The 26,150-nt window shown below is 35.8% G+C and carries 24 protein-coding genes and 1 tRNA gene; 9 read left to right on the forward strand and 16 right to left on the reverse strand.

Going from position 1 to position 26,150, the window contains the following annotated elements; all coding sequences use genetic code 11:
• The 7 genes from ACEN2H_RS09385 to ACEN2H_RS09415 all read right to left on the reverse strand — a co-directional run bounded on the left by ACEN2H_RS09385 (position 1) and on the right by ACEN2H_RS09415 (position 6,035).
• Positions 1 to 75, reverse strand: a tRNA-Val gene (locus tag ACEN2H_RS09385).
• A gap of 87 nt (positions 76 to 162) precedes the next feature.
• Positions 163 to 1,383, reverse strand: coding sequence for a bifunctional folylpolyglutamate synthase/dihydrofolate synthase (locus ACEN2H_RS09390; protein ID WP_441732079.1), 1,221 nt, complete (start codon positions 1,381 to 1,383; stop codon positions 163 to 165).
• Positions 1,384 to 1,429: 46 nt separating this feature from the next.
• Positions 1,430 to 2,221 carry an energy transducer TonB gene (locus ACEN2H_RS09395; protein ID WP_441732080.1) on the reverse strand — a complete coding sequence of 264 codons (792 nt, stop codon included), beginning with the start codon at positions 2,219 to 2,221 and terminating at the stop codon, positions 1,430 to 1,432.
• A gap of 34 nt (positions 2,222 to 2,255) precedes the next feature.
• Positions 2,256 to 2,648, reverse strand: a complete 393-nt coding sequence (locus ACEN2H_RS09400; protein ID WP_441732081.1) for an ExbD/TolR family protein — start codon at positions 2,646 to 2,648, stop codon at positions 2,256 to 2,258.
• A gap of 81 nt (positions 2,649 to 2,729) precedes the next feature.
• Positions 2,730 to 3,434, reverse strand: a complete 705-nt coding sequence (locus tag ACEN2H_RS09405) for a MotA/TolQ/ExbB proton channel family protein (protein ID WP_441732082.1) — start codon at positions 3,432 to 3,434, stop codon at positions 2,730 to 2,732.
• Positions 3,435 to 3,669: 235 nt separating this feature from the next.
• Positions 3,670 to 4,896 carry a Glu/Leu/Phe/Val dehydrogenase dimerization domain-containing protein gene (locus tag ACEN2H_RS09410; RefSeq protein ID WP_441732083.1) on the reverse strand — a complete coding sequence of 409 codons (1,227 nt, stop codon included), beginning with the start codon at positions 4,894 to 4,896 and terminating at the stop codon, positions 3,670 to 3,672.
• Between the two features lie 68 nt (positions 4,897 to 4,964).
• Positions 4,965 to 6,035: an anhydro-N-acetylmuramic acid kinase gene (locus tag ACEN2H_RS09415; protein WP_441732084.1), complete on the reverse strand. Its 1,071-nt coding sequence runs from the start codon at positions 6,033 to 6,035 to the stop codon at positions 4,965 to 4,967.
• Between the two features lie 216 nt (positions 6,036 to 6,251).
• Between ACEN2H_RS09415 and ACEN2H_RS09420 the strand changes: the two genes are divergently transcribed.
• The 3 genes from ACEN2H_RS09420 to ACEN2H_RS09430 all read left to right on the forward strand — a co-directional run bounded on the left by ACEN2H_RS09420 (position 6,252) and on the right by ACEN2H_RS09430 (position 9,033).
• Positions 6,252 to 7,391: an acyl-CoA dehydrogenase family protein gene (locus tag ACEN2H_RS09420; protein WP_441732085.1), complete on the forward strand. Its 1,140-nt coding sequence runs from the start codon at positions 6,252 to 6,254 to the stop codon at positions 7,389 to 7,391.
• A 352-nt stretch (positions 7,392 to 7,743) separates the two neighbouring features.
• Complete coding sequence (locus ACEN2H_RS09425; protein WP_441732086.1) at positions 7,744 to 8,421, forward strand: SDR family NAD(P)-dependent oxidoreductase; 678 nt, start codon at positions 7,744 to 7,746, stop codon at positions 8,419 to 8,421.
• A gap of 12 nt (positions 8,422 to 8,433) precedes the next feature.
• Positions 8,434 to 9,033, forward strand: coding sequence for a SprT-like domain-containing protein (locus ACEN2H_RS09430; protein ID WP_441732087.1), 600 nt, complete (start codon positions 8,434 to 8,436; stop codon positions 9,031 to 9,033).
• Positions 9,034 to 9,088: 55 nt separating this feature from the next.
• Here the strand turns inward: ACEN2H_RS09430 and ACEN2H_RS09435 are convergent, their stop codons facing one another.
• From ACEN2H_RS09435 to gcvP, 6 genes are all read right to left on the reverse strand, one after another.
• On the reverse strand, positions 9,089 to 9,850 hold the full coding sequence (locus tag ACEN2H_RS09435) for an ABC transporter ATP-binding protein (protein WP_441732089.1): 762 nt from the start codon (positions 9,848 to 9,850) through the stop codon (positions 9,089 to 9,091).
• On the reverse strand, positions 9,847 to 10,596 hold the full coding sequence (locus tag ACEN2H_RS09440; protein WP_441732090.1) for an MlaE family ABC transporter permease: 750 nt from the start codon (positions 10,594 to 10,596) through the stop codon (positions 9,847 to 9,849). The genes ACEN2H_RS09435 and ACEN2H_RS09440 overlap by 4 nt, the downstream gene beginning before the upstream one ends.
• A gap of 92 nt (positions 10,597 to 10,688) precedes the next feature.
• Positions 10,689 to 11,537, reverse strand: coding sequence for a glycosyltransferase family 2 protein (locus ACEN2H_RS09445; protein ID WP_441732091.1), 849 nt, complete (start codon positions 11,535 to 11,537; stop codon positions 10,689 to 10,691).
• The gene (locus ACEN2H_RS09450) at positions 11,537 to 12,061 is read right to left on the reverse strand and encodes a methyltransferase (RefSeq protein WP_441732092.1); all 525 of its coding nucleotides are present in this window, start codon (positions 12,059 to 12,061) and stop codon (positions 11,537 to 11,539) included. Before ACEN2H_RS09450 ends, ACEN2H_RS09445 begins: the two co-directional genes overlap by 1 nt.
• A 216-nt stretch (positions 12,062 to 12,277) precedes the next feature.
• On the reverse strand, positions 12,278 to 13,336 hold the full coding sequence (locus ACEN2H_RS09455; RefSeq protein WP_441732093.1) for a 3-oxoacyl-ACP synthase III family protein: 1,059 nt from the start codon (positions 13,334 to 13,336) through the stop codon (positions 12,278 to 12,280).
• A 301-nt stretch (positions 13,337 to 13,637) separates the two neighbouring features.
• Positions 13,638 to 16,487, reverse strand: a complete 2,850-nt coding sequence (gcvP, locus tag ACEN2H_RS09460; protein ID WP_441732094.1) for an aminomethyl-transferring glycine dehydrogenase — start codon at positions 16,485 to 16,487, stop codon at positions 13,638 to 13,640.
• A 137-nt stretch (positions 16,488 to 16,624) separates the two neighbouring features.
• Between gcvP and ACEN2H_RS09465 the strand changes: the two genes are divergently transcribed.
• A complete protein-coding gene (locus ACEN2H_RS09465) occupies positions 16,625 to 17,437 on the forward strand; it encodes a hypothetical protein (RefSeq protein WP_441732095.1) in 813 nt (270 codons plus the stop codon).
• A gap of 59 nt (positions 17,438 to 17,496) precedes the next feature.
• On the opposite strand, the gene ACEN2H_RS09470 is transcribed toward ACEN2H_RS09465, so the two are convergent.
• A complete protein-coding gene (locus ACEN2H_RS09470) occupies positions 17,497 to 19,524 on the reverse strand; it encodes a M3 family metallopeptidase (protein ID WP_441732167.1) in 2,028 nt (675 codons plus the stop codon).
• Between the two features lie 230 nt (positions 19,525 to 19,754).
• Here ACEN2H_RS09470 and ACEN2H_RS09475 point away from each other — a divergent pair, with 230 nt between their 5' ends.
• Positions 19,755 to 20,426, forward strand: coding sequence for a hypothetical protein (locus ACEN2H_RS09475; protein ID WP_441732096.1), 672 nt, complete (start codon positions 19,755 to 19,757; stop codon positions 20,424 to 20,426).
• A 76-nt stretch (positions 20,427 to 20,502) separates the two neighbouring features.
• Here the strand turns inward: ACEN2H_RS09475 and purE are convergent, their stop codons facing one another.
• Together purE and ACEN2H_RS09485 are read right to left on the reverse strand one after the other, a co-directional pair.
• A complete protein-coding gene (gene purE, locus ACEN2H_RS09480) occupies positions 20,503 to 20,991 on the reverse strand; it encodes a 5-(carboxyamino)imidazole ribonucleotide mutase (protein WP_441732097.1) in 489 nt (162 codons plus the stop codon).
• Positions 20,992 to 21,040: 49 nt separating this feature from the next.
• On the reverse strand, positions 21,041 to 22,198 hold the full coding sequence (locus tag ACEN2H_RS09485; RefSeq protein WP_441732098.1) for a 5-(carboxyamino)imidazole ribonucleotide synthase: 1,158 nt from the start codon (positions 22,196 to 22,198) through the stop codon (positions 21,041 to 21,043).
• A gap of 218 nt (positions 22,199 to 22,416) precedes the next feature.
• Here ACEN2H_RS09485 and hpt point away from each other — a divergent pair, with 218 nt between their 5' ends.
• From hpt to obgE, 4 genes are all read left to right on the forward strand, one after another.
• Entirely contained in the window at positions 22,417 to 22,947 is a 531-nt protein-coding gene (gene hpt, locus ACEN2H_RS09490) for a hypoxanthine phosphoribosyltransferase (RefSeq protein ID WP_441732100.1), read from the forward strand.
• A 16-nt stretch (positions 22,948 to 22,963) separates the two neighbouring features.
• Positions 22,964 to 23,536, forward strand: a complete 573-nt coding sequence (locus tag ACEN2H_RS09495; RefSeq protein WP_441732101.1) for an adenylate kinase — start codon at positions 22,964 to 22,966, stop codon at positions 23,534 to 23,536.
• 197 nt (positions 23,537 to 23,733) lie between these two features.
• Positions 23,734 to 24,957, forward strand: coding sequence for a hemolysin family protein (locus ACEN2H_RS09500; RefSeq protein WP_441732168.1), 1,224 nt, complete (start codon positions 23,734 to 23,736; stop codon positions 24,955 to 24,957).
• A gap of 152 nt (positions 24,958 to 25,109) precedes the next feature.
• Positions 25,110 to 26,111 (forward strand): GTPase ObgE, encoded by a 1,002-nt coding sequence (gene obgE, locus ACEN2H_RS09505; RefSeq protein ID WP_441732102.1) that lies wholly within the window; start codon positions 25,110 to 25,112, stop codon positions 26,109 to 26,111.
• The last annotated feature ends 39 nt before the right edge of the window (positions 26,112 to 26,150 follow it).

Below are 26,150 nucleotides of genomic sequence, written 5' to 3' on the forward strand. Positions count from 1 at the left end.
TGGGCAATGAGGGGTTCGAACCCCCGACCCCCTCGGTGTAAACGAGGTGCTCTGAACCAGCTGAGCTAATTGCCCTACTTCAATTTGGTAATTTTCATTTCCTTATTGCGAGTGCAAATATAGTGTTCTTTTATTGATATACAAGCAAAAAATAAAAAAAAATTATAAAATTTCTGCAACAACAAATGTGCTTCCACCAACGTAGATAAAGTCATTGTCTTTGGCAGCTTGTTTTGCTTTTTGATAAGCAGTTGTAATTGAATTGAATACTTCACCTTTTAGGTTGAAATCAAGCGCTTTTTTATAGAGTTCCTGAGAATCTAAACCTCTTGGGTTATTTGGTTTGCTAAAATAATAAATAGCATTCTTTGGTAGTAATGGTAGAATTTCATCTAAATTTTTGTCATTCACCACTCCAAAAACAATATGTAAAGTATCAAATGTCTCTTTTTCGATCTGACTTATTACTATAGACAAGCCTTCTTTGTTATGTGCGGTATCGCAAATGATTTTTGGTGAGTGTCCTAATTGTTGCCATCTTCCTTGAAGTCCGGTATTTTTTACAACATTGAGTAGCCCTGATTTTATTTGATCTTGAGATATTTTAAATTCTTTTTGTGAATTAATAATTTTGACTGTCTGTAGGACCGTTTTTTTATTGTGAATTTGATAGTTGCCCAGTAAATCAGACGGTAGGACTTCTGAAATTAAGTCTGATGCGAAATAGATTTCTGAACTATTTTCTTTGGCTTTTGCCAAAAACACTTTATTTGTTTCAGTTGTATATTCTCCAATTACCACAGGAAGTGTGTTCTTGATGATGCCCGCTTTTTCGAATGCGATTAGTTCGATTGTGTTTCCAAGAAATTGCGTGTGATCGAGTCCAATATTAGTAATTATTGATACAAGTGGTGTGATAATATTTGTAGCATCGAGTCTTCCGCCCATTCCAACTTCAATAATTGCAATGTCTACTTTCTCTTTCGAAAAATAATCAAATGCGAGACCAACACTCATTTCGAAAAAACTTATATCGTTAGCTTCAAAAAAGTCTTTATTTGCATTTATAAATTCGCAAACAAAATCTTCTGAAATCTCTTTTCCGTTAATTTTAATTCGTTCTCGATAATCTTTTAGATGAGGCGATGTATATAGTCCTACTTTGTATCCCGCTTCTTGAAGTATTGAAGACAGCATATGTGAGGTAGAGCCTTTGCCATTGGTCCCTGCAACATGAATGCATTTTAGGTTTAGATGTGGGTTCCCCAGATGTTGAACCAATAGCTGCGTATTTGTTAAATCTTTTTTATACGCAGTCGCGCCCTGAAGTTGATACATAGGAAGTTGTTTAAACAGCCATTCTGTAGTTTCTTGATAATTCATTCTATTTTGAAAGTTTAGAAAATTGAGTTCAGTTTTCAAATAAATATTATTCGCCTAATTTGAAATTCACTGTAATAAAACCTATTTGTGTTTCAGGGGCATTGGCATCTGCTTGCCATTTGTATTTTCTGGCTGTTGCCAAAGCAGGTTCCACTAGGCATGGGCTTGTATTTGTAGTTCCCTTGGTATATTTAGCAGCAATAACATTCCCATTTCTGTTCACCGTTATTTGTACTACAACAGTGCCAAATTCATTGCATTTTTGCACTTCTTTTCCTCGTGAGCTGATATTTCTGCCATTCAAGCCCCAGCCAATTCCGCTTCCAGTTGCGCTCCCAGAACCATAATAGCTGTTTGCATAAGGGTCTCCATTCAAACTTCCTTTATCGCCTGAAACATTGTCGTTGCCTTCGCCGCCTTTTGCTTTTCCGTCGGACTTGGGGCCATTTATCAAGCTGGATAGGGCATCTGACGTGCTTTTTGAAGGTTTTGGACTCTCTTTTGGCTTAACTTCTTGTTTTGCTATTTCTTTAGTTGGCTGCGCTTTTTTGACTTGCTTCATTACTACTGCTTCCTCTATGTCTTGAGAAAGTATTTCGTCCTCACTCGATGCAGCCTGTTTTGCAGCAGTAGCTTTGGGAGCCGATTGGATGGCTTCAGTGGGCTGAACATCTCCCGATCCAAACTCAGTTGTTCCAAAGTTTATCGCAATTCCATTTTCAGGGGGAGGGTCTAAAGAAGTTAATCCTAAATAAAAAAACAATACAAACATGACCACAAAAAGAACTGATGTGATGACAAATGATTTTTTTTCTTCTTCTGTTTCTAAATATTTCATGTAGAATCCGTCTTTTTTGAAGGTCAACTAAAGCCTACTTTGGCCTTACGGCTAAAACAACTTTGATTTGGTTTCTGTTAGCTATGTCCAAAACATTGACTGCTTTCTCAATTGGAACGCCTTCTTCGGCTCTTAAAATAATAGTTTTGGTCTTGTCTGCCGAAAAAAGCGACAATAGTTTTGATTCTAACTCAATTTCTGATACTGGCTTTTTGTCAATAAAAAACTCTAATTCTTTATTGATGCTCACAGCGATGTTATTATTGCTGTCTGTTTTTCCTTGAGCTTTAGGCAAAACTAAGTCCAGAGCATTTGTGGTTACCATAGTTGATGTTAGCATAAAAAATATAAGTAATAAGAATACAATGTCGGTCATGGATGACATGTTAAATTCGGCACTAACTTTATTTCGTCCTCTTAAATTCATAAGTAGATTTTGTTTGTTTTTATAGCAATATCCAGGGACTAAAAATTAGTAATTTTGTTTTTTTAGTCGTGAGCTGCGTAATTATGCTGGATCGTTTAATAAATCTAAAAAATCAACAGCATTAGCTTCCATCTGATGTACAATTTTATCTGTTTTGACAACTAAGTGATTATATCCTACATAGGCAATAATTCCTACTACCAACCCAACTACTGTTGTTGTCATTGCGGTATAGATCCCTTCAGAAAGCGCTCCAACCTCAATTTGTCCGCCTGCACTCGCCATTTTATGAAACGCCTGTATCATTCCAACAACTGTTCCCAAGAAACCAGTCATAGGACCCGCTCCAGAAATCGTAGCCAGCATACTTACATTTTTTTCAAGCTTATAAATTTCTAACTTTCCGGCATTCTCAATTGCAGTATTAATATCCTCAAGTGGTCTCCCTATTCTTGAAATTCCTTTTTCGATTAATCTGGCAACTGGTGATTTAGAATGTGCGCAGGCTATTTTAGCATTGTCGATGCGACCATTTCTTATGTTTTCTCGGATTTGCCCCATAAAATTACTATCAATTTTTGAGGCGGAGTTAATTGCCATGAGACGTTCAAAATAAAGATACAGTGCAGCAAAAAACATAAGGAATAAAGCAGTCATTATAATCTGACCCGCAATCCCTCCGCTAGTCAATAATTCAATAATTGATAAAGTTTTCTCAACAGGGGCAGCCTCGGCCAAACTTTCACGTGCAACAGACAAACTGTCCGTTTGTAGCAATATACTCATACAAATTTTCTTTATTATTGAAACGCTAATATATTATAAAAATTGTTACTTTTTAAGATTACAATGTCAAACAAAAATAGTGTTAATTGTGGAGGTATTTCCGAATCTTGGGGTCAAGTTTCAATATTTTATGAAAAAATCAGTTCAATAAATTCGCGTTAATGCGATTTCATCGAACTGATTAATTGGTATTATTGGGCACTATTAAAAAAGTGAAGTGACCCTAAATTATTTTTTAAACTAGTTGCTTTAAAGCAATTTCAAAAGCAGTAGCACTTATGTTTGTTTTTGAGTTGTTTAATTCGTGCGCTTTTTGAACTGCATTTTTTATAGTTGCGGAAGTGTCTTGAAAAATGGCCTCATCAGTCATGTGCACTTTCTTTTCCATGAAATAAGCAAAAACTCTCGCCATACCGCAGTTTGAAATAAAGTCCGGAATCAAGCTCACTTTGTTGTCTACATCTTCCATTATAGAACCAAAAAAGATTTTTTTATCGGCAAAAGGAACATTAGCACCACAGGAGATAACTTCCAGTCCATTAGCGATTAAACTGTCAATTTGAGATTGTGTAACCAATCTTGAAGCTGCACAAGGTGTGAATATTTCAGCACCAATTGTCCAAATTTTTTGATTGATTTCTTCAAAAGGAATCATATTCTCTGCGACTAATTTATTCCCGTCTTTTGCAAGGAACAAAGATCTTATTTCTTCAAAAGTGAATCCTTCTTCGTTTATCAGTCCGCCGTCCCTGTCGATTATACCAATGACTTTGACTCCCATTTCAGCTAAATAGAAGGCTGCTGCAGATCCTACATTTCCAAATCCTTGCACAATCGCTTTTTTTCCTTTTACGTCTCCTCCATATATAGAGTAGAAATGACGAACTGCCTCTGCAACACCAAAGCCAGTGATCATATCAGCTATTGTATATTTTTTGGAAACATCCGGAGAGAATTTAGGATTTTCGATTACTTTAACAACACCCTGGCGCAATTGACCAATTCTATTAATTTTATCTGCTTCGGTAGGTTTGAAATGACCATTAAAAACGCCTTCTTGCGGATGCCAGACCCCACATTCTTCAGTCATGGGTATTACTTCGTGAATTTCATCTACATTCAAATCACCACCAGTTCCATAATAACTTTTTAACAATGGAGATACCGCTTTATACCATCTTTGCAACACACCTTTTTTTCTTGGGTCATTTGGATCGAAGTTGATTCCAGATTTAGCACCGCCAATTGCGGGACCAGACACTGTAAATTTTACTTCCATTGTTTTTGCCAAAGACAATACTTCATTTATATCCAACCCTTTTCTCATTCTTGTACCACCACCAGCTGCGCCGCCACGAAGTGAATTTATTACCGTCCAACCTTCGGCTTCTGTTTCGGCATCTTTCCAGTTAAAAACAATTTCAGGCTCTTTATTTTCAAATTTCTTCAGTAAATCTTTCATTTAGTTGCGATATATTTAATTCACACAAATATAAAAAATAGAATTATGCGAATAGTGTATTTTGTGTTTTATTTCAAATTGTAAATCACACCCGAGCAGTGATTGCTAATAGCTCCGGTTACGCTCGACAAAACGTTGTTTTCTCCACGTAGCTTTAATATTCCAAGTAGGGCAAAAATTAAAGCTTCTTTGAATTCGAGAATTTTGACGTCTGGGATAATTATTGTTACATCGGGAAGGTGCTTTTGTATTCTTTCAATGTAGAAATTATTGTAGGCACCGCCACCAGTTATAAAAAGGCTACCTTTTTTGTTTGGTAGAGCCAATGCTATTTGCATAGCCGCGTGCTCCGTAAAGGTTCTTAACTTGTCTTCAGTGTTTATTTTGAATTTTTCGACAAGAGGTAAGACAGTTTCTTTTACAAACTCAAATCCCAATGATTTAGGATGTTTTCTGTGGTAATAAGGTAATTCGTTTAGTTCACCTAATAAGCTATGATTGATTTTTCCTGATCTTGAAATGGCCCCTTTGTCATCATAATCCAGCCCCAGTTGATTGGCATAGAAATTTAAAACTGTATTTAGGGGAGAAATATCGAATGCAATTCGTTTGCCGTTTTCTTCATAAGAAACATTCGAAAAACCACCTAAATTCATACAGTAATTGTATTCTGAAAATAAAATGCGATCGCCTATTGGAACTAAAGGGGCTCCCTGTCCACCAAATAGAACATCCTGCACTCTAAAATCACAAACTACTATTTGACCAATGATGCTGGAAATTTCGGGTAAATTTCCTATTTGAAGTGTTATTCCCTTTTCTGGTTGGTGTAAAATGGTATGTCCATGAGAACAAACGGCATCAAGATTTTCAATTTCATGTTTTTTTATAAAACTAGAAATAACGGAAGCCAGATACTTTGTGTAATCGAGGTTCGTTTTTTTTAGTTCAACTGCAGAAAAATCTACTGCCGATTTTAGGGTGTGTACCCATTCGTTACTATAGGAAACAGTTTCGCTTTCGAGAATCTGAAAGGTCCATTTATCACTGTTTTTATGAAACTGTATATGAGCCAAGTCGACTCCGTCAAGTGATGTTCCTGACATAACTCCTATAACGTTGTAATAATCCTCTTTCATGAGCCAAATTTACAAATCAAAATTGATAATTTCACAAGAATAAAGTATCTTTGAGTGCAATATTTAAACATAAAGCAAGATAATTTAGACAACATAAAGTAATCGTCAGTTCATAGGTAAAATAATATACAAATAAGTTCTAGAGTTAAATCTAAGGGGCCTTATGTTTTTTATTTTTAGAGAGAATTAACAAACTAATAAAAAAGTTATACAGTTATGGATTTTAATCTAACAGAAGAGCAGTTAATGATTCAACAAGCCGCTAGAGATTTTGCTCAAACAGAATTGTTGCCGGGAGTAATTGAAAGAGATGAATTTTCGAAATTTCCAACCGAGCAAGTTAAAAAGATGGCTGAGCTAGGTTTTTTAGGAATGATGGTTGACCCCAAATATGGAGGTTCTGGATTGGATAGTGTTTCTTATGTTCTAGCTATTACTGAAATTGCTAAAATTGACGCTTCTGCGGCAGTTATTATGTCGGTGAATAACTCATTAGTCTGTGCTGGAATAGAAAAATACTGTAACGAAGAACAAAAATTAAAATATCTTGTTCCCCTTGCCAAAGGAGAAGTAATTGGAGCTTTTTGTTTGTCTGAGCCTGAAGCAGGCTCTGATGCAACTTCACAAAAAACGACAGCGATCGATAAAGGAGACCATTATTTATTGAACGGCACTAAAAACTGGATCACAAACGGATCTTCTGCGTCTACATATATTGTCATTGCGCAAACGGATATCCAAAAAGGGCATAAGGGAATCAACGCTTTTATAGTTGAAAAAGCTTGGGCTGGATTTGATATTGGTCCAAAAGAAAAGAAAATGGGGATTCGTGGTTCAGATACACACTCTCTGCTCTTCAATGACGTAAAAGTTCCAAAAGAAAACAGAATAGGAGTAGACGGGTTTGGGTTCAATTTTGCTATGAGCGTTTTAAATGGAGGAAGAATAGGAATTGCATCGCAAGCTTTAGGAATTGCGACAGGTTCATATGAGTTAGCATTAAAATACTCTCAAGAACGTAAAGCATTTGGTAAAGAAATTTTCAAACATCAAGCTATCGCTTTTAAATTGGTAGATATGGCGACTCAAATTATGGCAGCTAAAATGTTAGTTATCAAAGCAGCAACTGAAAAAGACGAAGGAAAAGATATTTCTCAATCAGGAGCAATGGCTAAATTATTTGCCTCACAAACAGCGATGGACACTACTATTGAAGCGGTACAGATTCATGGCGGGAATGGGTATGTGGCAGAATATCATGTAGAGCGTATGATGCGTGATGCTAAAATAACTCAAATATATGAGGGGACTTCAGAAATATTGCGCATTGTAATTTCTAGAACTTTAGTTTCATAAATAAAATTTTATACTTTTTTTAAAACCCTTTCAAGTTTCGATTTGAAAGGGTTTTTGCTGTTAAGATCTAATTATTAACAGATTTAGAGAAAAGCTAATATTTCCTAAAATTAAAATTACTTTACAATGTTCTTGATGCATTTTGTCTGTCTATAAGTAGTTTTAATTACTGTGGTGAAGTTGAGGATTAATTTAAAGTGATGGATTTGGTACGTGTGATATTCTTAATTAATGAAATGATTGCGGCAGAGACTTAAATAGCCAATATGCTAAGTGGATAAATCCAAATGATTTCAGCTTTTTGAATGGCTGCCATAAGTGATGTTTTGTTTGTTTTGTTTATTTTTGTAGTATGAAAAACATTATAGTAACAGGTACAAGTAGAGGAATAGGATATGAGTTGGCTTTGAAATTTGCCAATGCGGGACATCATGTTCTCGCCATTTCCAGAAAAACGCCCAGAATTCTTATTGAAAATAAAAATATTACTTGCCTGTCTGTAGATCTGTCAAGTGAAGAGGATTTAGAAAAAGTGTGGAGCTTCCTATCGACTTCTTGGAAAAAAGTAGATGCGGTTGTTCATAATGCGGGTAGTTTTATGTTAAAGCCATTTTCAGAATCTACACAAAAAGATTTTGAAGATATTTATAAAGTAAATGTTTTTGCTGTTGCAAACTTGACTCGTGTTTGTTTGCCATATCTACAAAAAGGAAGTCACGTAGTTACCGTAAGTTCTATGGGAGGAATACAAGGCAGTCTTAAATTTGCTGGATTAGCAGCTTATAGTTCCAGCAAAGGAGCTGTTATTACTTTGTCTGAATTACTTGCAGAAGAATATAAAGAAAGAGAGATTTCTTTTAATGTTTTGGCTTTGGGGGCGGTACAAACAGAAATGTTAGAAGAAGCTTTTCCAGGTTACCAAGCACCAATAAAAGCCAGCGAAATGGCAGATTATATTTTTGATTTTACATTGACAGGAAACAAATATTTCAATGGGAAAGTATTACAAGTATCCTCAACAAATCCTTAATCAGTATAAATTTTGAGCGAAACACTTGCAAGGTATATCCCAGAACACGCTGTAAAACCAGTTTTTGAGCTAATTGTGGTTAATCGTGTGCATCTCAAAATTGTAAATGAAAGGCAAACACGTCATGGTGATTATAGGAAAGGGCTGAGTGGAAAGCATGAAATTACGGTTAATTCAAGCCTTAATAAATATAAGTTTCTGATTACCCTAATTCATGAAATTTCTCATTTGGTTGCTTTTGAGAAATTCGGACGAAATATAAAACCGCATGGGAATGAATGGAAGTATTCTTTTCAGCAGATGATGGTTCCTTTTATAAGGCCTGAAATATTCCCCAATAATCTGCTACCTTTAATAGCTAGGCATTTCAAAAACCCTACCGCAAGCAGTGATACTGACTCCACATTGTCTTTGGCGTTGAAGCAGTTCGACAAACAAAATGATAAAAATTATATATTTGAAATTCCGTATGGTAGTGTTTTCAGGATACAAAACGGAAAGATTTTTAAGAAAATAGCAGTAAGGACAAAGCGTTTTGAATGTCTTGAATTGAGTTCAGGAAAAATGTATCTTTTTAACCCAAATGCAGAAGTAGAGTTATTGCCGAAATGATTTAGGTCGGGCGTATATAAATCATTCAGAATAAATTTTTATCATTAGCTAAAAGTTAGTCTTTTAAGTAGGCTTCTCTGACTTTTTTGAACAAATTTGACGAATAAACAAAGTCTACAACATCTTGATTGTCAGTTCTAAAAACTTCTTCCTTTGTTCCTTGCCAAGCTTTCAATCCATTTTTTAGAAATAAAATGTTCTCGCCAATTTCCATCACTGAGTTCATGTCATGTGTGTTTATAACAGTGGTTATGTCGTACTCTTCTGTAATTTGTTTAATAAGGTTGTCAATTAATATAGCGGTGTTTGGATCTAAGCCGGAGTTGGGCTCGTCACAAAAAAGGTATTTTGGTTTATTTACAATAGCTCTTGCAATAGCCACGCGTTTTTGCATGCCGCCTGATATTTGCGAAGGCAGTTTATTGTGCGCGTCAACTAAATCAACTCTTTTTAGAACCTGGTCGACCCTTTCCTGAATTTTGGTATTATTATCTTTAGTAAACATCTTAAGTGGGAAGCCTACATTTTCGGCAACAGTCATTGAGTCAAATAAGGCACTGCCCTGAAAAACCATTCCGATTTCAGTTCTCAATTCTCTTTTCTCATCGTCTTCCAATTGGGAATATATTCTACCATCAAAACAGATTTTTCCTGACTCGGGGGTGTGAATTCCCAGAAGACTTTTTAATAAAACAGTTTTACCTGAGCCACTCTGTCCAATAATTAGGTTCGTTTTTCCAGTTTCAAATACGCTCGAAATCCCCTTGAGAATTTTGCTATCTCCGAATGATTTTTCTAGGTTTATTATCTCTATCATGATCCTAATAACAACTGGGTTAGTATATAATTGAATAGTATTATGCAAACTGAGGTCCATACGAAAGCTACAGTACTTGCTTTACCCACCTCTAATGCGCCGCCTTTCATATAATACCCATGAAAAGAAGGAATAGTAGCTAACAACATAGCAAATATTAGTGTCTTTATGAAAGCATATGCAATATGAAAGGGGATGAAATCCCTTTGTGCACCATCAACAAATTCTGCACTTGAGGTAAAGCCGCCGTAAACTCCTGCTATCCATCCTCCCAGAATACCTAGAAACATAGCGATTCCAATAAGGAAAGGGTATAGTAGCAGGGCAATTATTTTTGGGAATACAAGATAATTTAACGAATTGACTCCCATAACCTCCAACGCATCTATTTGTTCTGTCACCCTCATGGTTCCTATGCTAGATGTGATAAAGGATCCCATTTTCCCAGCCATAATTACAGAGATGAATGTAGGGGCAAATTCTAAGATAATCGATTGACGTGTTGCAAAACCGATTAGGTATTTGGGGATTAGTGGATTTGTGAGATTAAGTGCGGTTTGTATTGCTACAACTCCTCCAACAAAGAAAGAGATAAATGCAACTATACCTAACGACTCGATGATTAAATCATCAATTTCCTTGAAGATAAGCTTTTTCATTACAGACCATTTGGTTTGCTTGCTGAAAATTTCTTTTATCATCAAGAAGTATTTCCCTATCTGCGTTATATATCGAATGAGCATCATATGTTTTACGATTATGGACCTAAATTACAAAAATAGTTATGAGTTCTAAGTTATCGGTATTGAGTTTTTTCAAAAGACCTAATTTGATATATTTAAAGAAGCTTTTTCTTCATTTTTTTTAAGCGATAGCTCCTAATGAACTTTGCTTGTTCTGAGGTGACTAATAAGGGAGTTTTTGCAGCTTTCGCTTTCCAAAAACCTTTTATATAATCGATAAAGAGTAGTGGTTTTTTTTTCATTACCGCTAGTTTTGCCGATGCTATTGCTGTTATTGCAAATCCGTATCCCAGAGTGTAAAAGGCTTCGCCTTGCTTGTATCTTGCCGTTTTATTGTAATTGGCGCCTGTTGGTTTTAGGTGTTTTACAATTAAGGAGTCGTCAGTAATGACTTTCCAGTTGTAAAAATTACACAACAATTCATCAACAGTATCCCAACCCATCGCTGGTTTGAGGTTTCCTATTTGTTTAAAGCATTCTTTTCTATAGGCTTTAAATGCACCTCTGATATGATCCTTATCAGTTAGGTTTTCCAGAATCCATTCCCCATTTTTTTCGATGTAAGCAAATCCTCCCGCCATTCCTATTGTTGGGTCTTTTTGAAAATGTTCCATTATAGTTGCGAAATAATTATCGGGTAAAATAAGATCTGCATCTAGTTTTACAATAATATCGTAGTCGTCGTCCAAGGTTTCAAAGCCTTTATGAAAGGCCTGGATTACTTTACTGCCTGGTAAGTGTATCGCGCTTGATGTTTTGTTTACTAATGTGATAAACGGATTTTTTTGGGCGAATTCCAAAACAATTTCGGCTGTTTTATCAGTGGAATTATCATTGACCACAACCACTTTTTTTGGTAAATTGCTTTGTGAAATCAAAGATTGCAATGTTAAGGAGATAAAAGCTTCCTCGTTGTGTGCTGGGATAACAATATAGTAGTTCATTATTTTACTCTTTCGGCATAAACGATATAATACCTGTTGGTTAAACGACGCAATAGAGGACGTATACCCACTTTATTTACCGGATTTGTCCATTTTTTACGATCAATAATCTTCCAACCTGTCTTTTCTAAAAGCCAATCCAGTTGCCAATCTTCAAACTCGTGGTAGTGCCTATCCCACATGTCTGTTTTGCTCCTGTAAGCTGGTGAAAACCACAAACGCAGTGGTATGGAGATAAAAAGTTTATCGGATTGTATTTTACTTAATATTGTATAAGGATTCAAAAGATGCTCAAAAATTTCAAAAGCGGTTACCACGTCTTGCTTTTCTGTTGAAAAGATAGATTGGTCTAAATCTAAATCTTCTCCAGTACTGTTTTTTACTGAATAACCGGCTTCTTTCATGATTTTAGAGAAAGGATTTTCTACGCCAAGATCTAAAACAGTTTCAGTAGTCGAAATGTGTTTGTTTAAAAACTCTAAAGTGTGTTTGAATCTTTTATTTGGAAACGTTTTTTCGTACATTTTTTTAATTGGTATAAACAAAGCCGCAAAGGTACAAAGATATATTCCTTGTTTGAAAGATTTTTAGCCCAGATAGAAATGAAAAGTCCACAATTAAAAAAGATAGTTTTTATTATCTCAAACAAGTGATTGAAAGGAGCTCTTTTTGAGTTTTTTAAAAAACACATTTTTTAAGTGTGGACTTGTAGTGGATAGCTGGATTAGCTCCAGATAAAATTAATATCTGTAAATGAACGCGTTTACGTTCATGCCCGCTCCAACCGATGCAAACAGAAGAATATCTCCTTTTTGGATAGACTGATTTTTTATTTCACCGCGTATTAAAAGGTCGAAAAGGGTAGGCACAGTTGCGACGCTGCTATTTCCCAGCTCACTTATACTCATAGGCATAATGTCTAGTGGAACCGGTCTGTCGTGTAATTTATAAAAGCGCTGTATGATTGCTTCGTCCATTTTCTCGTTTGCTTGATGAATTAAGATTTTTTTGACTTCATCGATTGCGATACCACTTTTGTCCAAACAGCTTTTCATGGCTGCAGGAACAGTGGTTAAAGCAAATTCATAAATTTTACGTCCGTGCATTTTTATGTAACGAGTATTGGGGTCTAAATCGTTATTGTACGATTTTCCAAAAAACAAGTAGTTGGCTTCATCCATGGCATAAGTCCCACTTTCATAGGATAGCATACCAGTGTCGTCATCAGAAGCCTCAATAATGGAAGCGCCGGCACCGTCCGAGTATATCATAGAATCTCTGTCGTGATCGTCAACTACTCTCGACAAGGTTTCAGAACCTATAACCAAACACCTTTTTGCCATGCCAGACTTTATGTAGGCATTGGCTTGCAGCACACCTTCTATCCAGCCGGGGCATCCAAAAAGGATATCATAGGCAACACACTTTGGATTTTTTATTTGTAATTTATTCTTAACTCGAGTGGCTAAACTTGGAAGCATATCAGATTGATTTGTTCCGGAGTTTACATCACCAAAGTTATGCGCGAAAATAATGTAGTCGAGTGTTTCGGGATCGATAGCGGCATTTTGTATCGCCTTTTTTGATGCCATAAAAGCTAAATCAGAAGAGTTTAAATGGTCTTCGGCGTAGCGTCTGTGTTCAATTCCGGTTATACTTTTGAATTTTTTTATGACTACTTCGTTTGGGTATGCAAAAGAACTACCATCTTCATTTAAGAAAACGTGATTGCCAAAGTCAGTATTGCTTACTTTTTTCTCAGGAATATAGCTTCCTATTCCAGTTATTTTTATTTTCATCGGTTTATTTTGAAAAAAATTTTATGCTAATCTAAAGATAAAAAAATGATTACAAGCATGTTATTTACTATGCATGCATATAATTGTGAAATCTTATGTTTTTAGCTAAATTACTGATAAATTTTTAATTAAATTTTAAAAATACCTGTATTTTACGTAATGAGCGTAAAAGTATACAAACTATTTTGTTTTTAAATAAATCGCTTTAGTCAAAAAAAAAGATGTGAATTTAGTTTTGCATTTAACGTTATATAAAAAATGCCTCGAGTTACGAGGCATTTTTATTAATATAATATATGTATTAGCTTTCCATGTATGCTTCAATAGGTGCGCAACTACATACTAAGTTTCTATCACCGTATGTTTCATCAACTCGGCGTACACTTGGCCAAAATTTATTTTCAGCTACGTACTCTAATGGATATGCCGCTGTCTCTCTTGAATATGGTAATAACCAAGTGTCAGCAGTTAGCATTGCTAAAGTATGTGGAGAGTTTTTCAATACATTATTTGGTTCGTCTGCTGAAGACTCTTCGATTTCTTGACGAATAGCAATCATCGCATCGCAAAAACGATCTAATTCAGCAACATCTTCAGACTCTGTTGGTTCAATCATTAAAGTTCCAGCCACTGGAAAAGAAACTGTTGGAGCATGGAAACCATAGTCCATTAAACGTTTTGCAATATCAGAAACCTCGATGCCTTTTTCTTTGAAACTTCTACAATCTAAAATCATTTCGTGAGCTGCTCTTCCCGCTTCTCCAGTATACAAAATAGGATAATGTTCTTCTAAACGTGCCTTCATATAATTTGCATTTAAAATAGCATATTTAGTGGCATCTGTAATTCCTTCAGAACCTAACATACAAATGTAACCGTATGAAATTAAACATACTAAAGCAGAACCATAAGGAGCTCCAGAAATAGCGGTAATCGCTTTTTTACCACCTACTTGTACTAATGGATTGCTTGGTAAAAACGGAACTAATTTGTCGTTTACACAAATCGGACCAACACCCGGTCCTCCGCCTCCGTGAGGAATAGCAAAAGTTTTGTGTAAGTTCAAGTGACATACATCAGCTCCAATAGTTGCAGGATTAGTTAATCCTACTTGAGCATTCATATTCGCACCGTCCATGTACACTAGACCACCATTATCGTGGACAATTTGAGTGATTTCTCTAATTGCACTTTCAAAAACACCATGTGTAGAGGGATAAGTTATCATTAAGCAAGACAGTTGGTCTTTATACTTTAGCGCTTTTTCTTTTACATCTTCTACATCTATATTACCGTTTTCCATTGTTTTAGTAACGATAATTGTCATTCCTGCCATCGCAGCCGAAGCTGGGTTTGTTCCGTGGGCGGAACCAGGAATCAAACATATTTTTCTTTGATCATCGCCTCTTGATAGGTGATAGGCTCTAATGGTCATTAAACCAGCATATTCTCCTTGAGCACCCGAGTTAGGTTGCAAAGTAGTTCCTGCAAAACCGGTAATCACATTTAACTGATTCTCTAGTTTTTTAAGCATTTTAGTATAACCTTCTACTTGATCTAAAGGTGCAAAGGGATGAATTGTATTCCAATAAGGCATACTCAATGGCAACATTTCTGCTGCTGCATTTAATTTCATCGTACAAGAACCTAAAGCAATCATAGAATGGGTTAACGATAGGTCTTTACGCTCTAATTTTTTGATATAACGCATCAGACTAGTTTCAGAATGATATGTGTTAAATACTTCGTGCGCTAAGAATTCCGATTTTCTGTTTAAGGTCATCGGATAAATGTTTTCTGAAACGTATTCAGAAACTTCAAAAGCTTCTTTCCCTAATGCTTCCGCAAAAATCGCAATTATTTGATTAATGTCTGAAGATAAAATAGTTTCATTTATAGAAATGGAGACCGTTTCATTATCGACGTAATAGAAATTTACTTCATTTTTTTCAGCAATTGCTTTCACTTTTTGAGCATCGGCTTTTACTACTAGAGTGTCAAAAAAGGCAGTATTAGTTTGGTCGATACCTAACTTACTTAAAGCTAGCGCTAAAGTAGCAGTAGAAGAGTGTACCTTGTTAGCTATATATTTTAACCCTTTTGGACCGTGATAAACGGCGAACATTCCTGCCATAACAGACAACAATACTTGGGCGGTGCAAATATTTGAAGTTGCTTTTTCACGTTTAATATGTTGTTCACGTGTTTGTAGTGCCATACGCAAAGCACGGTTACCATTGACATCCTGCGAAACGCCAATGATTCGTCCCGGCATAGAACGTTTGTAATCATCTTTGGTAGCAAAAAAAGCAGCGTGTGGTCCACCGTAACCCATAGGGATACCAAAACGTTGTGTTGTTCCTACTACAACAGCAGCTCCCATTTCTCCGGGAGGTGTTAGTTTTACTAAAGACAAAATATCAGCAGCAACGGCTACTTTTATTTCATTATCATTCGCTTTTTTGATAAAATCAGCGTAATCGTAAACTTGACCGTATTTTCCAGGATATTGCAATATCGCACCGAAAAATTCATTTGAAAAATCAAACTCTTGATGATTTCCAAGTACTAATTCTACACCAATTGGAGCGGAACGCGTTTGTAAAACAGATATGGTTTGTGGTAATATTTCTTCGGAAACAAAGAATTTACACACGTTATTTTTCTTTTGATCTCTAGAACGAACATCGTACAATAGTGACATTGCTTCAGCTGCGGCTGTACTTTCGTCTAGTAAAGATGCATTTGCAATTTCCATTCCGGTTAATTCAATAACCATCGTTTGAAAATTCAGAATAGCTTCTAAACGACCCTGAGCAATTTCTGCTTGGTATGGTGTATAAGCTGTATACCATCCCGGGTTTTCAAAGATATTCCTTTGAATAGCAGCAGGGACAATTGTTGGGTGATAGCCCAAGCCGATGTATGATTTATATACTTTGTTAGAGCGACCTAGTAATCGAATATGATTTGCATATTCGTATTCAGTCATAATATGCTCCAACTCCAAAGGTTTTTTTAAACGTATGTCGCTAGGAATTGTTTCGGATATTAACTGGTCTAAAGTTTCAACACCGATGGTTTCTAACATTTTTGGCAAATCGTTTTCCCTTGGGCCTAAGTGTCTTAAAGCAAATGAGTCTGTTTTCATGTAAGTATGGTAATGTTGTGTTTTTTTAGTGCTGCAAAAATAAGTATTATAAACAATCTAATTCGTGTTTTGGACTGATTATTTATCAATTTTTCAACTAAATGATGTATTTGCTCAGAATTGACTAATTTTGTTTAATGATTAGTTTTAAAAAAATATTTGATTTCTATCTTAGAAGCAGTATTCATGTGGCTTTATCGGTATATGCTTTAGTGCGAATGACCCATTTTATGTTCAACATAACTGCTGATCAAGCTATGGCTAACTTTGCTTTTTGGGGAACTATTGTGGGCTATAACTTTGTGAAGTACGACGCGTTAGCCAGAGCCAAAAAAAGAGAAATGCGGAACGAGCTTAAATTGATTGCTTTGTTAAGTTTTATTTCATTGCTATGTGTTGGTTATTACTTTTTTCAGCTAGAATGGATTACTCAAATAGTCTCATTAGTTTTTTTAGTATTGACGTTATTGTATACGCTGCCTTTTTTCCCAAACAGGAAGAATGCTAGGAACTGGGCTGGTGTGAAAATTTATATTGTTGCTTTATGCTGGGTGGGAGTGACCTTGGTTTTACCTCTGTTAAACGCAGATATTCCGTTAGAATTTGATTTTTTTCTAAAATGTATTCAACGGTTTATATTGGTATTTGTGCTAATTCTAATTTTTGAGATACTTGATTTGACTAATGATGATCCGCATTTAAAAACCGTACCGCAACAAATAGGTGTGAAGCGAACAAAAATTGTAGGATTATTGCTGTTGCTTCCTTTTTATTTTTTAGAGCTTTTAAAGAATAATTTTATCGAAGAACAATTGATTGTCAATGCAATTCTAGTTCTCGCACTTTCTTTGTTTTTGGCTTTCGCCAATGAAAAGCAAACAAAATATTATACTTCTTTTTGGGTAGAGAGCATCCCGATTTTTTGGTGGCTTTTGGTAGTTTTCCTTTAATAAAAAAAACCGAAGCATCGCTGCCTCGGTTTTGAAATCAAATGTCTTTATTGTTATTTCTAAATTAGGCCAGCTCTTTTTAACAAAGCATCTGGACTTGGTTCGTGTCCTCTGAAACGTTTGTATAAAATCATAGGGTTTTCTGTCCCACCCTTGGAAAGGATATTGTCTTTGAATTTGTCGGCAACTTCTTTATTAAAAATGCCTTTTTCCTGAAAATATTCGAAGGCATCTGCATCTAGTACTTCGGCCCATTTGTAGCTGTAATAACCTGAAGAATACCCGCCTTGAAAAATGTGAGAGAATGAAGTACTCATGGCATTCTCTTTTACGTCAGGATACAATTGCGTCTCCGAAAATTGCTGCAATTCAAAAGTTTTTATGTCCTTGATGCTTGAAGGGTCTTGTGCGTGCCATCCCATGTCTAACATTCCAAAACTTAACTGACGCATGGTTGCCATTCCTTCTTGAAAATTAGAACTCTCCTTGATTTTTTGTACTAACTCAATCGGTATCATTTCATCCGTTTGATAGTGATAGGCGAACAGAGCCAATGCTTCGGGCTCGTAACACCAGTTTTCCATAATCTGACTTGGCAATTCCACAAAATCCCAATAAACGGAAGTTCCTGATAAACTCGGGTAGGTTGTATTGGCTAGCATTCCGTGTAAGGCGTGGCCAAACTCATGAAACAGTGTAGTTACTTCGTTAAATGTTAACAATGATGGTTTCGTTTCTGTTGCTTTTGTGAAATTGCAAACAATCGATATGTGTGGCCTTTCGTTAAGACCTTCTTTGATAAACTGTGATTTATAGGAAGTCATCCAAGCGCCATTTCGTTTCCCTTTCCTTGGAAAAAAATCAGCATATAAAATGGCAACTAATTGATTGTCTATATCCTTTACCTCATAAGTTGTTACTTCATCGTGGTATTTGTCAATTTCAAAAGTTTCCTCGAAAGTAATACCATATAGTTTTTTAGCTACTGTAAAGGCACCATCCAGCACTTTTTCTAGCTGAAAATAGGGTTTTAGTTTTTCGTCATCTAGATTAAAGAGTTCTTGTTTTAATTTCTCGGAGTAATATGCTCCATCCCATTTTTGCAACTGCTCAATTCCGTCGCGTTTTTTGGCGAAATCCGCTAACTCTGCAAATTCTTTCATTGCGGCCGGCTTTGCTTTTTGCATCAGGTCTGTAGCAAATGTTTTTACTTTTTCTGGATTCTCAGCCATTCTTTCTTCAAGAACAAAGTGGGAGTGGGTGGCATAACCTAAAACTTGCGCTCTCTCGAATCGCAATTTGGCAATTTTAAGTACATTTTCTTGATTGTCAAATTCGTTGTTTTGAAATCCTTTGGCGCCAAAAGCGACAGCCATTTTTTTTCTGAGCTCACGGTTGTCAGCATAAGTGACAAAGGGAACATAACTAGGGTAATCTAAAGTAAAAATCCATCCGTCGCTTTCCTGACTCTTGGCTAGTGAGCGAGCTGCCTCGATGGTTCCTTCTGGCAAACCGAATAGGTCTTTCTCATTTATAATGTGCAATTGAAAGCCTTGAGTTTCCGCTAAAACATTTTCGCCAAACTTAAGGCTTGTCTTCGATAGTTCTTTGTCGATTTCTCGAAGAATAATCTTTTTGTCTTCGGGCAAATTGGCGCCGTTTCTGGAAAAACTTTTGTATTTTTTGTCTAAAAGTGTGGCTTTTTCTGGATTGAGACTCAAGCTTTCTTTTTGATCGTACACGGCTTTTACTTTGGCAAATAAATCAGCATTTAGGGTTATGTCATTCCCGAATTCAGATAATAAAGGGGAAACTTCCTGAGCGATTTTCTGAATCTCGTCACTAGTTTCAGCCGAGTTCAGGTTAAAAAATATACTTGAAATGCGATCTAAGGCGTAGCCGCTAAAATCTAAAGCTTCGATAGTGTTCTCAAATGTGGGCTTGTCCTTGTTAGTTACAATGGCATCTATTTCATTTTTTGCCAATGCAATTCCTTCTAGAAAAGCGGGAAGAAAATCTTCATTTTTAATCATTGAGAAGGGAGCCGTGTCGTATTTAGTGTTGAATTTTGAAGTTAAGACTTTCATTGTATTGTAATTAGTTTTCATTATTTGAAACAAAATAATTTCAAACACAAATATAGCGATTTATAAAAAAATGAGATTAGAAAACAGGATGCATTTGCTACTTTAAATTTTAACTGTTGTGTTATAAAAATGTTATTTATTGCCGATAGTATTTTAAAAAGCTTAAATTGTAAGCTAAGATTAAATTTAGAAATAACTAATCACAAACAACAGAAAATAATATACAATAGATGAACTATCAAATTATAATAAAGAGTGTATTTAACGTCAATGAAATTGAAGGATATTGGTCAGATGAAGACTATGTCCAATTATTAGAAAAGTTCAATTATCCAGATGCATCTGCGGCCGAGAAACAGAATTTAGGCGAATTGCTTTCCATGGCCATATCAGATTATGAACCGAAAGAGGCCGCTGTAATGGTGTTGGAATACAAATTGAGCGAAAAGTTAAATGATGGTCAAATCCAACAAATATCAAACGACATGTTAATTGACACCGTTTGTGAGGAATATCCTGAGATAGATATGCAGGCGGCTTTGTTTAGTACGAATCAATTGCTTTTTAAAGCCTTTAATGGAACCTTCCCAAACGCAAAAGCTTCGGTTATTCGTTTTTCTATGGAGCCAAATGATGTTGAAGAAGTTAAAAAATTAACAGCAGAAAATGTGCTGAAATTATTGAACAACGGACTTTCAGATAGAAATTTGATTAAAAGATTGTTTGAAGATCAAATGACTCAAAACATCCCTTTCCCTGAAGCCGAAGATATAATTTGGGAACTAACTACGACAGATAATGTCAATTATAGTTTAGTAACTTCTGAGAAGTGGTTGAGTAAGGAAGATTTTATAGCTTCTGAATTTGAGGGTATTCTTGAAGAAATTGAAGAAGAGGACTAATTTCGATTGAAAGACAAAAATTTTAGCAATAACAAAGGCTTCCTATTAAGGAAGCCTTTGTTTGTATAAGGAAAGGTTATTTTTTAAGTAAACTTTCGGATGCAATAATTACGGACTCTTCTAGGCCTTTTTTATATTTGATTACCTTGTCTAAAACAGCTTTGTCGTGACTTCCGATTATTTGAGCTGCCAGGATTCCTGCGTTTTTTGCGCCATTTAAAGCTACAGTAGCAACTGGAACTCCTCCTGGCATTTGAAGGATTGACAAAATGCTATCCCAGCCATCAATAGAATTGCTTGATTTTACGGGAACACCGATAACTGGAAGAGGTGACATAGAGGCTACCATTCCTGGTAAATGTGCAGCGCCTCCAGCACCTGCAATAACGACTGAAATGCCACGAAGGTGCGCGTTTTTGCTAAAATCATAGAGCTTGTTTGGCGTTCTGTGAGCCGACACAATATCAACTTCTATTTCTATTCCAAACCCTTTCAAGACTTCAATGGCTTCTTGCATGACTGGCATATCAGAGATGCTTCCCATTATTATGGCTACTTTACTCATTGTGTTTTTTGTTTATAGTTTAATGTTTTTAACCTCTGTTGTAAACTGATTACTGCAAACTGATCACGCTTATTGTATTCTTTACATCCTCAGCAATTTGTCTAGCTTTATTCATGTCCTGGCTTACGATAGTCACATGTCCCATTTTACGAAAAGGACGTGTTTGTTTTTTACCGTAAATGTGTGGAGTGACCCCATTCCAGCCTAAAATAGTATGAATATTTTCATAAACTACATTTCCAGCAAACCCTTCTGCACCTACTAAATTAACCATTACGGCTGCAACCTTACTGTCTGTATTTCCTAATGGAAGATTTAATATTGCTCGTAAATGATTTTCAAATTGAGAAGTGTAGCTTCCTTCTATAGAATAGTGTCCCGAATTATGTGGGCGGGGAGCGACTTCATTTACTAATATTTCATCATCTTCAGTTTGAAACATTTCAACCGCCAAAAGTCCTACATGATTGAACTGTTCGGAAACGCTTAATGCAATGGCCCTAGCTTTATCGGCTACTTTGTCATCAATCCTGGCTGGGCAGATTACGTATTCCACCTGATTAGCTTCTGGATGAAACTCCATTTCCACCACTGGATAGGTTCTGATTTCTCCTGATGGATTGCGACAAACAATAACGGCCAATTCGTTTTTAAAAGGAATCATTTCTTCAGCGATACATTCTACATTAGGCAGCTCATCTAAATCAGAGATTTGTCTAATGACTTTGACTCCGTTTCCATCGTAACCAAATTCAGTGCATTTCCATACAAACGGGAATTTTGTTTTGTCGTCAAGGATGTCAATGATTAGACTTTTTAGATTGGTAAACCTGCCGTAAGGAGCAGTAGGTATATTGTGTTCTGTATAAAAATTTTTCTGAACTCCTTTATTTTGTATCAGTTTTAATGTTTTGGGCGAAGGATAAACATTCAATCCTTCTTCTTCTAATTTGACCAAAGCGGCAAGATTCACAAGTTCGATTTCAAAAGTTAATACATCTACCTGTTTCCCAAAATTATATACGGTTTCAAAATCCATTAAATCCCCTTTGAAGAATTTGTCACAGGCGATTTTGCAAGGTGCTTCATCACTTGGATCTAGAACGTAGGTCTGTATGTCAAATTTCCGAGTATCAAAAAGCATCATTTTACCCAATTGTCCGCCTCCTAGAATTCCCAATTTAAAATCCGAAGAAAAATAATTCATTGTATTAAAATTTTATTGAGAGCAAAGATACTTTTAAATGCTTAAGTAGGGAAATGATGCTTTATAATCTTTGTTGATTCTAGCTAATATGTTGCTAGTTTTGTGGTGTTTTTAGTTCTTTTATTTTAAAACTCAGATAAAAAGACAAAAATAAGTTCGTTTGCCAATTGTAAAAAGCGAATTCTGTATATTTGCGAATTATTTAAAATAGGATAATAATGATTCAACTTCACGATAAACAATTTGTTCCGTTTATTTCCGCCAAAGAAATAGAGTTTGCCATCACAAAAATGGTACAACAAGTGGAAGACGATTTTATAGATGAAACACCTGTATTTATTGGGGTTTTAAATGGCTCTTTTATGGTCGTTTCTGACTTCATGAAAAAATATACTAAACCCTGCGAAGTAAGTTTTATAAAAATGGCTTCTTATGAAGGGACTTCAACGACAAATGAGGTGAAACAATTGATAGGTTTAAACCAAGATTTGTCTGGACGGTCTGTTGTTATCATAGAAGACATTGTTGATACCGGTAACACTTTGGTTGAACTAAAGGAATTATTCAAACAACAGAATGTAAAGCATTTTAAAATAGCTACGCTTTTCTTTAAACCCGAAGCTTATAAAAAAGACATTAAAATTGATTATATAGGGATTAGAATTCCTAATAAATTTATTGTTGGTTTTGGTCTAGATTATGATGGTCTTGGAAGAAATTTACCCGAAGTATATAAACTAAAAGAATAACTACTCAACACACATTATGATCAACATAGTCTTATTTGGAAAGCCAGGAGCAGGAAAAGGAACTCAAGCAGAATTTTTGAAAGGAAAATACAATTTAACCCATATATCGACAGGTGATGTATTTCGTTTTAATTTAAAAAATGATACCGAACTTGGTAAACAAGCGAGAGTTTTTATGGATGCCGGTGATTTGGTTCCAGATGAATTGACAACCAAAATGCTTATTGATGAGGTTAATAAACACCCAGATACTAATGGAATTTTGTTTGATGGCTACCCAAGAACAATTTCGCAAGCTGAGGCCTTGGATGTCTTTCTTGAGTCAATTGGTTCTAAAGTCGCTGCTACAATTGCATTAGAAGCTGACGACGAAATCCTAATACAACGTTTGTTGGAAAGAGGGAAAACAAGTGGTAGGATTGACGATCAAGATGAAGAAAAAATAAGAAACCGTTACCAAGAATACAACGAAAAAACAGCTCCGTTAATGGGGTATTATAACGAGCAAGACAAGTTCTACGCCGTAAATGGGATAGGGACAATTCAGGAAATTACAGAGCGTTTAAGTACAGTTATAGACAAGTTATAGTAGCTATACAAGCTACGCGTTGTAAGTCATAATTTTTGTTGTGTTTGAAGTGTTGAAGTAAAAAGCGTCATTTAGTCGATTGAATGCGCTAATAAACCTGAAATAACGAGGCTGAAGTCTGTTCACTAGTATCTGGGCTGAAAAATATGGAAATACTAATAATATTTTTTTTAATACTGTTGAACGGGGTTTTCTCCATGTCTGAAATCGCATTGATTTCGGCAAGAAAAAACAGATTGGAATCTGCTGCCAAAAAGGGAAATAAAAGTGCTAAAGTTGCTTTGGAATTAGCCAATTCGCCAAACAAGTTTTTATCCACAATTCAAATAGGTATAACTCTGATAGGGATCCTAACGGGTATCTATAGCGGCGATAAGATAACGATGAATGTGGAGACTTTCGTCAAAACGTTTGATGTACTGATGCCTTATGCACATACCCTAGCAGTAGGGATAGTTGTAGTGGTCTTAACTTTTTTCTCATTGGTTTTAGGGGAGCTGTTGCCCAAAAGAATAGGTATGAACCATCCTATTGCCATTGCCAAAGCAGTTGCATTGCCCATGAAAATGGTTTCGATAATAACGGCACCGTTTATTTGGTTGTTAACACATGCTACAGAGTTTTTGTTGGGAATTCTGCAAATAAAACCAAATACAGACGGTAAGGTAACTGAAGAAGAAATAAAGGCATTTATAAAAGAAGGAACAGAAGGTGGAGAAGTTCAGGAAATTGAACAAGATATTGTAGAGCGCGTTTTTCATATTGGGGATAGAAAAGTAAATTCTTTGATGACCCACAGGAAGTCAGTTGTGTTTTTACCCTTGCATTCAAATAAAGTTAAGGTTAAGGAATGTATGTTAAAAGGACTGCATTCTATTTATCCGGTTTATGGCAATGATTATGACGACATTGTTGGTGTTGTGAATTTGAAAAGCATTTTTGCGCATATTGATGATGAAAGTATCAGTTTGTCGGAGATTATGACGGAAGCGCCATTCATGATGGAACATACAACGGCATACAAAGCCCTGGAAAGATTCAAGAAAACGGGTATTCATTATGCCTTTGTGGCCGATGAGTATGGCATTTTTCAGGGAGTTATAACATTGAATGATATTTTGGAAGCATTGGTGGGAGATGCTTCAGATTTTGATAAAGAAGATTTTCAATTGGTGGAGAGAGAAGATGGAAGCTGGTTGGTAGACGGACATTATTCGTTACATGACTTTCTCACTTATTTTGATCTGGACGAATTAATAAATGATTACAACGTGACTACGGTCAGCGGATTAATAATGACGGAACTTTCACATATACCAAAGCAGGGAGAAAAATTGTTTTGGCATAAATTTGAATTGGAAGTCATAGATATGGATGGAGTTAAGATTGATAAGGTAATGGTTAAATCATTGCGAAAATAAAAAGAGCTTGCCGCATTTAAAGTATTGTATAAATGCTCGATGCGGTAATTGAACATGGAATGCTAAAATAGATCACAGAAATTTGAAATTAAAAGAAGTACAGCCTGTGGCTGTCAGGTAATTTAATTTTTCAAATAAATACATTAGGAATTATGACTGAGGGGAACTTCGTAGATTACGTAAAAATATTTGTTTCATCTGGAAAAGGAGGGAAAGGGTCTACGCATTTACATAGAGAGAAATTTATTGAAAAGGGAGGACCAGATGGTGGTGATGGTGGTCGCGGTGGACACGTCTATCTTGTGGGTAACAAAGGGCTTTGGACCTTGTTTCACCTCAAGTTTGCACGTCACATTAAGGCAGGATTCGGTGGAGATGGTAGTGGAGACAGAAGTACCGGAGCTGACGGAGAGGACAAGTTCATTGAAGTGCCTTTAGGAACTGTTGTAAGAGATAAAGAAACCGGAGAAATATTATTTGAGATCACTGAAAATGGTGAAAAACAGGTGCTTTCCAGAGGTGGAAAAGGAGGTTTGGGAAACTGGCATTTTAGAAGTGCCACAAATCAAACTCCAAGATATGCGCAGCCTGGATTGCCCGGCAGTGAAATGGATGTTATTCTGGAACTTAAGGTTTTGGCTGACGTGGGTTTGGTTGGTTTTCCAAACGCAGGAAAATCGACATTACTGTCTGTATTGACTTCTGCAAAACCCAAAATTGCTGATTATCCCTTTACAACACTGAAACCAAATCTTGGGATTGTCGCTTACAGAGATTTTCAATCCTTTGTAATTGCTGATATTCCAGGAATTATTGAAGGAGCTGCAGAAGGAAAAGGATTGGGGCACTATTTTTTACGTCATATTGAGCGTAATTCTACTCTTTTGTTTCTTGTGCCGGTTGATACTCCTGACATCAAAGGAGAATATGATATTTTGGTAAATGAGTTAACAAAATACAATCCGGAAATGCTAGATAAAGAGCGTTTACTGGTAATTTCAAAATGCGACATGCTGGATGATGGTCTGAAAGCAGAACTAAAAACAGAATTAGATGTTTCTTTTAAGGGAATTCCTTATATGTTTATTTCGTCTGTAGCTCAACAAGGCTTAACAGAGTTGAAAGATAAACTTTGGAAAATGTTAAATGATTAAGTAAGTCTTTTTACATATTTAAAAAACCACTATGGAGCG

The organism is Flavobacterium sp. W22_SRS_FP1, assembly GCF_052113685.1.
Classification (GTDB): domain Bacteria; phylum Bacteroidota; class Bacteroidia; order Flavobacteriales; family Flavobacteriaceae; genus Flavobacterium.